Source organism: Novosphingobium sp. 17-62-19, from assembly GCF_002256775.1.
GTDB lineage: Bacteria > Pseudomonadota > Alphaproteobacteria > Sphingomonadales > Sphingomonadaceae > Novosphingobium.
Map to the genome: position 1 here is coordinate 1 of NZ_NCII01000101.1, position 11,043 is coordinate 11,043.

At 63.1% G+C, this 11,043-nt stretch carries 14 protein-coding genes; 8 read left to right on the forward strand and 6 right to left on the reverse strand.

Annotated elements, in window-relative coordinates; genetic code table 11:
• The 3 genes from B7X90_RS15940 to B7X90_RS15950 all read left to right on the forward strand — a co-directional run.
• A partial coding sequence (locus B7X90_RS15940) for an aminomethyl transferase family protein (protein ID WP_292626058.1) occupies positions 1 to 1,150 on the forward strand: 1,150 nt, incomplete at its 5' end.
• Positions 1,151 to 1,290: 140 nt separating this feature from the next.
• Positions 1,291 to 2,172 (forward strand): methylenetetrahydrofolate reductase, encoded by an 882-nt coding sequence (locus B7X90_RS15945; protein WP_292626060.1) that lies wholly within the window; start codon positions 1,291 to 1,293, stop codon positions 2,170 to 2,172.
• Positions 2,169 to 2,837 (forward strand): alpha/beta hydrolase, encoded by a 669-nt coding sequence (locus B7X90_RS15950; protein WP_292626062.1) that lies wholly within the window; start codon positions 2,169 to 2,171, stop codon positions 2,835 to 2,837. Before B7X90_RS15945 ends, B7X90_RS15950 begins: the two co-directional genes overlap by 4 nt.
• A gap of 66 nt (positions 2,838 to 2,903) precedes the next feature.
• On the opposite strand, the gene B7X90_RS15955 is transcribed toward B7X90_RS15950, so the two are convergent.
• The 6 genes from B7X90_RS15955 to B7X90_RS15980 are packed head-to-tail and all read right to left on the reverse strand — an operon-like array spanning position 2,904 to position 6,874.
• Positions 2,904 to 3,527, reverse strand: a complete 624-nt coding sequence (locus B7X90_RS15955; RefSeq protein WP_292626064.1) for a riboflavin synthase — start codon at positions 3,525 to 3,527, stop codon at positions 2,904 to 2,906.
• An 11-nt stretch (positions 3,528 to 3,538) separates the two neighbouring features.
• The gene (gene ribD / locus B7X90_RS15960) at positions 3,539 to 4,510 is read right to left on the reverse strand and encodes a bifunctional diaminohydroxyphosphoribosylaminopyrimidine deaminase/5-amino-6-(5-phosphoribosylamino)uracil reductase RibD (RefSeq protein ID WP_292626066.1); all 972 of its coding nucleotides are present in this window, start codon (positions 4,508 to 4,510) and stop codon (positions 3,539 to 3,541) included.
• On the reverse strand, positions 4,507 to 5,010 hold the full coding sequence (locus B7X90_RS15965) for a hypothetical protein (protein WP_292626068.1): 504 nt from the start codon (positions 5,008 to 5,010) through the stop codon (positions 4,507 to 4,509). Before B7X90_RS15965 ends, ribD begins: the two co-directional genes overlap by 4 nt.
• Before the next feature lie 40 nt (positions 5,011 to 5,050).
• Positions 5,051 to 5,809 (reverse strand): SprT family zinc-dependent metalloprotease, encoded by a 759-nt coding sequence (locus B7X90_RS15970; protein WP_292626082.1) that lies wholly within the window; start codon positions 5,807 to 5,809, stop codon positions 5,051 to 5,053.
• 10 nt (positions 5,810 to 5,819) lie between these two features.
• Positions 5,820 to 6,263: a YcgN family cysteine cluster protein gene (locus B7X90_RS15975; protein WP_292626070.1), complete on the reverse strand. Its 444-nt coding sequence runs from the start codon at positions 6,261 to 6,263 to the stop codon at positions 5,820 to 5,822.
• Entirely contained in the window at positions 6,260 to 6,874 is a 615-nt protein-coding gene (locus B7X90_RS15980; RefSeq protein ID WP_292626072.1) for an SCO family protein, read from the reverse strand. Before B7X90_RS15980 ends, B7X90_RS15975 begins: the two co-directional genes overlap by 4 nt.
• A gap of 78 nt (positions 6,875 to 6,952) precedes the next feature.
• Here B7X90_RS15980 and B7X90_RS15985 point away from each other — a divergent pair, with 78 nt between their 5' ends.
• From B7X90_RS15985 to ssb, 5 genes are all read left to right on the forward strand, one after another.
• Positions 6,953 to 7,567 carry an ankyrin repeat domain-containing protein gene (locus B7X90_RS15985; RefSeq protein WP_292626075.1) on the forward strand — a complete coding sequence of 205 codons (615 nt, stop codon included), beginning with the start codon at positions 6,953 to 6,955 and terminating at the stop codon, positions 7,565 to 7,567.
• Positions 7,568 to 7,585: 18 nt separating this feature from the next.
• On the forward strand, positions 7,586 to 8,239 hold the full coding sequence (locus B7X90_RS15990) for a COQ9 family protein (protein ID WP_292626077.1): 654 nt from the start codon (positions 7,586 to 7,588) through the stop codon (positions 8,237 to 8,239).
• 277 nt (positions 8,240 to 8,516) lie between these two features.
• Positions 8,517 to 8,759: a FeoA family protein gene (locus B7X90_RS15995; RefSeq protein ID WP_292626078.1), complete on the forward strand. Its 243-nt coding sequence runs from the start codon at positions 8,517 to 8,519 to the stop codon at positions 8,757 to 8,759.
• On the forward strand, positions 8,756 to 10,612 hold the full coding sequence (locus tag B7X90_RS16000) for a ferrous iron transporter B (protein WP_292626080.1): 1,857 nt from the start codon (positions 8,756 to 8,758) through the stop codon (positions 10,610 to 10,612). The genes B7X90_RS15995 and B7X90_RS16000 overlap by 4 nt, the downstream gene beginning before the upstream one ends.
• 272 nt (positions 10,613 to 10,884) lie before the next feature.
• A partial coding sequence (gene ssb, locus B7X90_RS16005; protein WP_292626084.1) for a single-stranded DNA-binding protein occupies positions 10,885 to 11,043 on the forward strand: 159 nt, incomplete at its 3' end.

Genomic DNA, 11,043 nt, shown 5'->3' on the forward strand with positions numbered 1-11,043 from the left:
CTGGTCGGTCAACAAGGCCAAGCAGTACGTTCCCACCACGCCTTATGGCCACGTGATCGGCGATGGCATCATCTTCTGGGAAGAAGAGCAGAGCTTCACCTACGTCGGCCGTGCGCCTGCCTCCAACTGGCTGCGCTATCACGCTGCCACCGGCGGCTATGACGTTGAAATCGAACTGGATGACCGTTCACCGATGCGTCCGATGGGCAAGCCTGTCACCCGCAAGGAATGGCGCTTCCAGATCCAGGGCCCGAACGCATGGGCCGTGATCGAAAAGCTGCATGGCGGTCCGCTGGAACAGCTCAAGTTCTTCAACATGTCCACGATGAACATTGCGGGCAAGACGGTGAAGACGCTGCGCCACGGCATGTCGGGCGCACCGGGCCTCGAAATCTGGGGCCCCTATGCCGAGCAGGAAGAAATCCGCGCTGCCATTCTGGAAGCGGGCAAGGAATTCGGCCTGATCGCATGTGGCAGCCGCGCCTATCCTTCGAACACGCTGGAATCGGGCTGGATCCCGTCGCCGCTGCCCGCCATCTACACCGGCGAAAAGCTCAAGGGCTTCCGCGAATGGCTGGCTGCTGACAGCTATGAAGCCACCGGCTCGATCGGCGGTTCGTTCGTCTCGGAAAACATCGAAGACTACTACCTCAACCCGTGGGAACTGGGCTACGGCAACTTCGTGAAGTTTGACCATGATTTCCACGGTCGTGACGCGCTCGAAGCCCTGAACCCTGCCGAACAGCGCAAGAAGGTGACGCTGGCATGGCATCCTGAAGACATGGCCAAGATCATGGCTTCGATGTTCAACCCCGATGGTGAAGCCTACAAGTTCTTCGACGTTCCGCTCGCGAACTATGCTTCGTCGAACTACGACCGCGTGGTCGATGCCGATGGCAAGACCGTGGGCCTCTCGATGTTCACCGGCTTCTCGTACAACGAAAAGCAGGCGCTTTCGCTGGCCACCGTCGACCCCGAAATCCCGTTCGGCACCGAACTGCACGTGGTGTGGGGCGAAGAAAACGGCGGCACCAAGAAGACCACCGTCGAGCCGCACAAGCAGCTGAACGTCCGCGTGATCGTCTCGCCGGTCCCCTACAGCCGCGTTGCGCGTGAAACCTATGCCGAAGGCTGGCGCACCGCTCGCTGAGGCAAAACTGAAAGCCCCCCTCCCCTTCAGGGGAGGGGCCGGGGGTGGGGGCTCTCCGGCAAACACAAGTTTTGAAGCAAAGCCCCCACCCCAACCCCTCCCCTGAAGAGGAGGGGCTCTCTGGAGAGAGGATCCCGCAAATGGCAACACCCCAAATCCATCCCAACTGGGACAAGGTGCCCGACGGGATCACCGATGGCTTCAGCCTTGAAATGACCGCAAAGGACGAAGCGTCGCTGCGCGATGCCGCCCCGCTCATCCCGGCTGAAACCCCTATCGCTATCACCTTCCTCCCCGGTGAAGACGTTGCGGCCCGCGTTGCCGCCACGGTCGCCGTGCGCGAACTCGGCTTTGAGCCGATGCCCCATTTCTCCGCTCGCCGGATCACGTCCGAGGACGATTTCGAAGGCTACCTTCGCGCCGTGGTCCAGAAGGCCGGCGTGGAACGCTGCTTCATCGTCGCGGGCGATCCGCCTGAGCCGGTCGGACCTTATTTCGATACCTCGGCCCTGATCGCCACCGGTGCGTTCGAACGCAGTGGAATCAAGGCGATAGGCATCGGCGGGCACCCGGAAGGGCACCCCAACATGAGCGAAGCCGAATGCTGGGCGGTGCTCGAAAAGAAAGTGGCAGACATCACCGCGCGCGGCATGGCCCCGCTGATCGTCACCCAGTTCGGCTTCGATCCCGATGCGTTTCTGGCATGGCTCAAGGAACTGCGCGCGCGCGGCATTGATGCTCCGGTCCGCATCGGCGTGCCCGGTCCCGCCGGGATCAAGCGCCTGCTGGCCTTTGCCGCCCGCTGCGGCGTGGGGGCTTCCACCTCGGTGCTCAAGAAGTACGGTATTTCAGTCACGAACCTGCTCGGCACCGCCGGGCCAGACAAGCTGGTCGATGCTTTCGCCAAGGGCCTGACCGCAGAACACGGCAAGGTTCGCCTGCACTTCTACCCCTTCGGCGGCCTCACCAAGACGCTCGAATGGCTGCATGGATACAACAAGAAGCACGGCATCGGCGCATGACGGACTTCGTGCTGGTCCACGGCGCATGGGGCGGCAGCTTTGTGTGGGATCGGCTCAAGGCCGATCTCACCGCCGCCGGCCACCGCGTTCTCGCCGCAGACCTCACCGGTTTGGGCAAGCGCAAGGCGGAGTTCCACCCCGGCATCACGTTGACAACGCACATTAATGATGTCTGCGCCGAGATCGCCGAGGCGGGGTTCGAGCGCTTCGTGCTGGTCGGCCATTCGTGGGGCGGCATGGTCATCACCGGCGTCGCCACGCGGCTGGGAGGCCGGATCGATGCTATTGTTTATGTTGACGCTTTTCTGCCGCGCGATGGCCAGTCGCTTTGGGATCTGACAGGAGAGTGGGAGCACAATCACTACATCGGTAGCCAGAAGCACAAGCCCGGCGCGGTATCGCCGCTCCCCGGATTGGAAAGCCCGGTGCTATCCGATCACCCGCTGCTGACGCTCGTCGAGGCGGTGCGCTTTACCGGTGAGGAAGCGAAGATCCCGCGCCGCATTTATGTGTTCGCCAATGGGTGGAGCCCGTCACCGTTCCCGCAGTTCCGCGACCGGGTGCAGGACGATCCGGCTTGGGAATATCACGAGGCGCAGGCCAGTCACAACGTGATGGGGGACCAGCCCGAGCAGTTGCTCAAAATCGTGCTGGATTGCGCCTGATTAGAGGGCGTTAAGGTAGCTTTGGTGACACCTAGGTGCATTTTGGTGCACTTCAGAAAACGCGCCTCAAGCTTGTGCAGCGAGGCTCTGCATCCGCTTCAGATAGCGCGCCAGCACGTCGATCTCCAGATTGACCTGACGCCCCGCCGCCAGCGTGCCGAGCGTCGTTACCTGCGCGGTGTGCGGGATGATATTGAGCATGAAGTGGCACGCGCCATCGGCCTGATCGGCCACTTCGTTTACGGTCAGCGAAACGCCGTCCACCGTGATGGAACCCTTGGCTGCGATGTAAGGCGCCAACTCGTGCGGCGCGGAAACGATGTACTGCCACGATCCGCCGACCTGCGTCACGCTGACGACTGCGCCCACCGCATCGACATGGCCGGTCACGATATGTCCGCCCAGTTCATCCCCCAGCTTCAGCGCCGGTTCGAGATTGAGCGGTGCGCCTGCCTGCCATTGTTCGGGCGCTGTGCGCTTGATCGTCTCACCCGAAACGTCCACTGCGAACCAGCCTTCGCCAGCGACGCCACCCTTGTCGACCACTGTCAGGCACACGCCCGAACAGGCGATCGAGGCACCGATGGCGATCTTCGCCGGGTCCATCGCGCAGGAAATGGTGATGTGGCGGTCACCCTTGTCCTCTATCGAGAGGATATTGCCGACTTCGGTGACGATCCCGGTGAACATTCAAATCTCCTTCAACGGACCCGCTCGTAGACGTCCAGCGCATCGCTGCCAAGCGTCCGCCGGTCGACATTGCGCCAGCGCCCGTGCGCTTCGGCCAAAGACCCCAACCCGATGTCACCGATGCAGGGCAGGCCCGCGCCCACGATGATTGGCGCGCGGTAGATCAGCAACCGGTCCACCATGTCTGCCGCGAGAAATGTCGCCGCCGCCTGCGCCCCGCCTTCAACGAAGAGGTACTGCGCATCGCCGAATGCGCCCGGCGCAGCTATGTCAGCCACCGCCGACCAGCCTTCAGGCACAGCCCCGTGTGTCAGCACCATGCGCTGCGGACTGCGTGCCTCAAGCCCCGGCAGGCGCACGTCGAGCCTTGGCGCGTCGGCCCGATAAGTCCCGCCACCCACCAGAATGGTATCGGCCTGCGCCCGCTCCACATGGCAATGCGCGCGCGCCTCCGGCCCGGTGATCCACTGGCTCGATCCATCGGCCAGCGCGATCCTCCCGTCGAGCGAGGTCGCCAGCTTCAGCGTGACATGGGGCCGACCCAAGGCGGTGCGCGTCAGATAGCCCGCAAGCGATTGCCGAGCCGCCGGGCAGGGCACCAGTTCCGCTGCAATTCCCGCCGCCCGCATTGCGGCGATCCCGTTGCCTGCCGTGCGCGGGTCGGGGTCTTCCACACCGATCACCACGCGCGCCAGCCTGCTATCCAACACCAGCGATGTGCATGAAGGCCCGCGGGTGCTGGCATGGGCGCAAGGTTCAAGTGTCACATAGAGCGTTGCGCCCCACGCCGCCGCGGCTGCCTGTGCCAAGGCACAAGCCTCGGCATGAGGCCGTCCGCCAGCTTGCGTCCATCCGCGTCCGACAACTTTTCCGTCCCGCACGATCACCGCGCCGACCGACGGATTGGGCCTGCTCAGCGGTCGCCCGCGTCCCGCCAGCGCCGCGGCTGCATTCAGCCAGCGCTGGTCGTCGGCAGCAGTCATTCCCCGCTGTTTGCCTGCTCTTTTTGAAACTTCTTCTGCTCGGCTTCGAACACCGGGTTCTTCACCAGAACGCGGTCGAGGATCGCCTTGCGCTCGGCATCGATCTTTGCCTTGATCGCAGCCCGTTCGGCATTGCCCTCTTCATAGGCCTTCTTCGTATCGACCCCGGTGGCGTTGCCCACGGCGCGATACATCTGGCGCACGCGCTCGGCGCTGGCTTCTTCCTCGGCCTCGATGGCGCGGGCCTTGGCAGTTGCCTCGCGGTTTTCGGCAAGGATTTCAGCGTCGGTGCGGCCTTCAAGAAAGCTTGGGAAATAGACGATTTCGGGTGGGCGCGGCAGGCCGCGGCCGCCCTGCTGGCTCATCACATAGAACACACCGCCGGTCACCGCCGCAGCCATCAGCAGGCCGACAAGGCGATATTCGCTTGGCGCGCCAATCACTTCCCACAGATCGACGGCGGCGCGGCGCGGGGAGACGTTTCGGAAAAAACCCTTCATGCGCGCCTAGATAGGGCTTCGCCGCCCATTCCGCTAGCCATCACCCAAATGGCGCATAAAGCGTGCGCCCGAACCGTTTGAGCCAGCGGTTGGCAGCATCAACCTCGCCTTCAAAGAGACCAGCCAGATGGGCGTGGAAGGCAGGGCTGTGATCGAAGTGGCGCATATGCGCCACTTCATGCGCCACGACCGAGCGCCGCACGAAATCGGGTGCCATGATCAGCCGCCAGTTCATGCGGATCGTCCCGTCCGATGCGCAACTGCCCCAGCGCCGTTGCGCGCGGGAAAGCGAGAGGCGGGGCACGGCTTCTCCGGCGCGGATGCAATAGTGCGCGAGATCTTCGGCGAACAGCGCCAGCGCTTCGGCTTCAAGCCAGCGCTGCAACCGCGTTGCAAGGCCTTCTGCCGGGCCACCCACTACCACGCATCCATCTGCAATCAGGGGCTTGCGCCGCGCTTTTGCCTGCCAATCGATCCGCAAGGCTTCACCCCGGAAACATAACGTAGCTTCGGGCGCTATCGCCGCGGTTTCGGGCACGCGCGCCAGTTGCCCGGCCAACCAGTCTGCCCGATCGCGCGCAAAGGCTTCGGCATCGCCCACACGGCCCCACGCGGGAATCGAAACGCGCGCTTCGCTGCCATCGGGCGCAAGCCGTAGAGTCATCCTGCGCGCGTGGCCCAGCTTGCGGATCACCAGCGGCAGTTCTCGGTCGGCCACCGTGATCGTGCGCCGGGAGACGCCACGCGGTGCGGGTGCTTCCTTCGCCTTGGGATCAGCCCTTCGCAGCCAGTCGAGCATTCCGCGCCTCTCACCCATCGAAGTGGTCCGATGGCACGATATGCTCTTCCAGTGGTCCCGCCAATGTCTCGCTGACAGCCTTGCCGATTATGGACTGACCCGCACGATGCACCGCCTCGCGGTCACCCGAAATGAGGTAGTGCCAATCGGGCAGGGGATCGCCATCGGCACGCAGGCGATAGGCGCAAGTATCGGGCAGCCATGGCAGATCGCGCGCCAGCTTTGGTGTCAACCGCAGGCAATCAGGCACATAGGCGCGGCGGTGCTTGTAATCGCTGCAGCGCCCGGTCTTCAGGTCCAGCAGCTTGCAGGCGACATTGGTGTGATAGACATCGCCGGTGGCATCGTCTTCCAGCTTGTGCAGGCAGCACTTGCCGCAGCCATCGCACAGCGCTTCCCACTGCTCGCGGTTAAGCGCCTCGACCGGCTTTTCCCAGAAGCGATCCGTGCTCAACGCACCCACTTCGCCAGCTCGGCGGCTACGGCTTGGCCGTTTTGCTCACTTGGCAGAAGCGCAATTGGCTCACCTTTGGGACCCATCAAGTAGCTGGCCCGCAAATGATCCATAAGATACTCCGTGGGCGAACTTCCTTTGCCACGCTTGTAATAGGTAGACCATTTCTTCGCCACATCGGCAATCTGCTCGGGAGTGCCGGTCAGACCCACCACGGATGGCCCGAAGCTCTCCGCAAACTTACCAACCACTTCCGGGGTATCGCGCTGCGGATCAATCGTGATGAAAATAGGGACGACCTTAGCTGCTAGGGCGGGGTCAGTCTTGCCGAACAGCTTCACGCCCTGCGCGATATTTTGCAAATCAGTCGGGCACACATCCGGGCAGAATGTGTAGCCGAAGTAGACGATGCGGTATTTGCCGTCGAAATCGGCCCAGCGCACCGGCTTGCCGTCCTTGCCGGTCAGCGTGAAATCGCCGCCGATGGTCGCGCCTTCAAGCGGCGGGCTTTCGCTCACGCCGCCACCGCACGAGGCGAGCGCGAAAGTGCAGGTTGCGGCAAGGGCGGCGAGCAAGGATCTGAAAACGTGGGTCATGGCGCGGCGGTTCATGCTCTGCTAACCGTGCCCTTGCAAGAGGCGAGTCCATAGGGGCAGAATGTCCGGGTGGGCACGCAACAGGAGGAAGTGATGTTTTCGATATTCCGCAGGCCGCTTTGTGCATTGGCGATCCTGCTGGCTGCCGCCATTGCCACCCCTGCGCAGGCCCAGTTCTCCGAAGGTTACAAGTTCCTCGAAGCCATCCGCAAGAAGGAAGGCGACAAGGTGACCGAGGCTTTGAACGAGCCGGGCACCCAGATCGTCAACACCAAGGATTATTCCACCGGTCAGACTGGTTTGCACATCGTGACCGCAAGGCGCGACCTGACATGGGTGCAGTTCCTGATCGCCAAAGGGGCGAACGTGAATGCACGTGACAATCGCGGTGTGACCCCGCTGGTGCTGGCATCGGAAATGGGCTTCATCGAAGGCGTGGACGAACTGATCAAGTCTGGCGCGCGCATTGATGAGGCGAACAACACCGGCGAAACTCCGCTGATCAGCGCTGTCCACCGCAAGGATCTTGCGCTGGTACGCTTGCTGATCAAGGCCGGAGCCAATGCCGACCGCCCGGACAATTCGGGCCGATCGGCGCGCGATTATGCCATGCTGGACAAGGGTAGCGCTGTGCTGGGCGAAATCGAGCGGTCGACGACCGAAGCCAAGGGCACCAAGCCCAAGAAGACCTATGGACCTTCTTTCTAAGCCGGGCATTGTAGGCATATGACAGACAACACCTCGCTCGAAGCGCTTCGCCTCAGCCTTGCCCCGGCCATTGCCGAGGCTGCCGCTTTTGATGGCTGGAAGGGCGAGGCTGTGACCGCTGCCGCCGAAATGGAAGGCGTCGATCCGGCGCTGGCCGCCTTCGCGTTTGAAGGTGGCGCGATGCAGATGATCAGCGCATGGATCGCCCGCATTGATGCCGACATGGCTGACGCACTGCCCGCCAGCCAGATTGGCAACCTGCCCATTCGCGAACGCATCCGCCGCCTTGTGCAGTTCCGGCTCGATGCCCTGATCGGCAAGGAAGAGGCGCTGCGCCGCGCGCTGGCCATCATGGCCATGCCGCAAAATGTGCCCGCCGCAGCGCGCCTCGGCTGGTCGAGCGCGGACGCGATGTGGCGCCTCGCGGGTGATACGGCGACCGACTACAACCACTACACCAAGCGCATGACGCTCGGCTCGATCTACGCGGCCACGCTCGCCTATTTTGCGCAGGATACCAGCGACGGGCACGAGGACACGCGCGCTTTCCTCGATCGCCGGATAGACAACGTGATGCAGTTTGAAAAGGCAAAGGCCAAGCTGCTCAAGCCGCGTGACGAGAACTTTTCGCTGATGCGGATGCTGGGGCGGCTGCGCTACCCGGCGGTTTAGAAGGGGTTTCGCGCAGAGGCGCAGAGCTGAAGGGAGACGCGAAGAGCTTGGGTTTGCGGCGGAGCCGCTCTCCATTTCTGCCGTTGCTTCAATCGCCCCGTTGCGTGATTTGAGCGGCCTTGCGGCCAGCGCACCCTCTCTGCGTCTCCTTTCAGCTCTGCGCCTCTGCGCGAAACCCTTCAAGCGGCACCGCGCGAACCAACTCTCTTTTCTTGATCCAGCGCAATTCTATTGCGAATGACTTGCAATCGCCTTCGCGCTATGGCAGCGGAAAGGGGTGACGCTAGATCAACTCCCCCTGAACACGCCCGCGCGAATCGCGGCAGTCGATTGGTCCGCGCTGGTTGCGGAAGAGGCGCAGCGCCTTCAAGCGCTGGGTCTTGATGAAGGCGCGCGGGTCAGCCTCGCCTATCGCGGTGTGTTCGCCGGGCGCGATCCGCTGGCCGTGGAGATCGGCCGTATGACCATCGCCCTGCGCCGCGTTCATGCCCGCGCAATGACGGTTGAAACGCTATCATGAGCAAAATGCCCACCGTCGCCGCTTTGGTCGGCAATCCCAACGCGGGCAAAAGTGCGCTGTTCAACGCACTGACCGGCGCGCGGCAGAAAATCGCCAACTATCCGGGCGTCACGATTGAGCGCAAGGCGGGCCGTCTGTTGCTGCCATCGGGCGAGCCGGTGGAACTGGTCGACCTGCCCGGCTCTTACGCTCTAAACGCCACCAGCCCTGACGAGGAAGTGACCCGCAAGGTCATCATGGGCGAGCAGGAAGGGCAGGCCAAACCAGACGTGATCGTGCTGGTGCTCGATAGTTCCAACCTCGAACAACACCTTGTTTTTGCGCAGGAAGTGATCGAACTGGGCCGCCCCACCGTGGTCGCGCTCAACATGGTCGATCTGGCAGAGCGCGATGGCCTGACGATTGATCCGGCAGCCTTGCAGACAGCGTTGGGCGTGCCGGTGATCCCCACCGTGGCGGTGCGCCGTCGCGGCCTGACCGAACTTTCCGCCGCCATTGCCGAGGCGCGTGACCGGTCGCAAGCGCATGAAGCCGCGCCGCGCCCGCATGTCACTTTGCCAGAACGGCGCATGTTGGCGCATCAGATCGCCACAGCGGCGATCCTTTCGGAAACCGCAAAGCACCGCATCCACGCGCGGCTCGACAAGGTGCTGCTCAATCCGTGGGCTGGTCCGCCGATCCTGTTTGCGCTGCTGTTCGTGGTGTTCCAGGCGGTGTTCAGCTGGGCCACGCCCTTTGCCGATGGCATTGAAGCGGTGGTGGGGGCGCTTGGTGATTTCGCCAAGCAGATCCTGCCCGAAAGCCTTCTGCGCGATCTCCTCACCGAAGGCGTGATTGCGGGCGTCGGCTCGGTCATCGTGTTCCTGCCGCAGATCGTGATCCTGTTCTTCTTCATCCTGCTGATGGAGGCGACAGGTTACATGGCCCGCGCCGCCTTCCTGATGGACCGGCTGATGGCGGGCGTCGGCCTTTCAGGCCGGAGCTTCATCCCGCTGCTCTCCAGCTTTGCCTGCGCGATTCCCGGCATCATGGCCACGCGCAGCATTACCGATCCCAAGGACCGGCTGACCACGATCCTGATTGCCCCGATGATGACGTGTTCGGCGCGCCTGCCGGTCTATGCAGTGATCATCGCGGCGTTCATCCCGAACACGGCTGTTGGTCCCGGCGTGGGTTTGCAGGGCCTCGTGCTGTTCTGCCTCTATGTGGCGGGCATCATCGGTGCGATGGTGGTGGCGCTCGTTCTGCGCCGCTCGGTCACCAAGGGCGCGGCTTCGGGCTTCATCATGGAATTGCCGAAGTACCAACTGCCCACCATCAAGGATCTCGCCATCGGCCTGTGGCAACGCGCGTGGATATTCCTGCGCCGCGCAGGTACGATGATCTTCACCGTCACCGTCGTGCTGTGGATCCTGCTCAGCTTCCCGCGTGCTGCGCCGGGTGAGGATCAGGTCGATGCCTCGATTGCCGGACACATGGCCAACGGCCTTGCCGTGGTGCTCGATCCCATCGGCTTCAACCGCGACATGAGTCTTGCGGTGATCCCGGCGATGGCCGCGCGCGAAGTCGCCGTCAGCTCGCTTGCCACGACTTATGCGGTCAGCGCCAGTGACGAGGAAGAGGCCGCAATGGAACTGGGTGATCAGCTCAAGGCCAACTGGACGCTGCCGATGGCGCTGGCCTTCCTCGCATGGTTCGTCTTCGCGCCCCAGTGCCTCGCCACCATCGCAGTGGCCCGGCGCGAGACCAACGGCTGGAAGTGGCCGTCGTTCATGCTCGCCTACCTGTTTGCGCTGGCCTATGCTGCGGCGGGCGTGACCTTCTGGACAGCAACTGCCGCCGGATTGGGGTAAAAAGGGGTTCACGCAGAGACGCGGAGAACAAAGGGAGGCGCGGAGGGTTGTGCTTTCGGCGAAGCCACTCTCGAATTCTGCTGTTGCGGTTTCGGCCCCGTTCTGAAAATTGAGCGGCCTTGCGGCCTGTCGCGCGCTCCCTGCGTCTCCCTTTCTTCTCTGCGTCTCTGCGCGAACCAACCAATTCCTTCTGGAAAACTCACACGCCAAGACTCGCGCCCGACCGAGCCCGTGCGCTAGGCACTTTGCCAGATCAGAAGGAACACGATTCGATGGCAGGCAGCGTCAACAAGGTCATCCTCGTCGGCAATCTCGGCGCAGACCCTGAGGTGAAGAGCTTCCAGAACGGCGGGCGCATTGCCAACTTGCGCATCGCCACGTCCGAAAACTGGAAGGACAAGAACACCGGCGAAAAGAAAGAGCGCACGGAA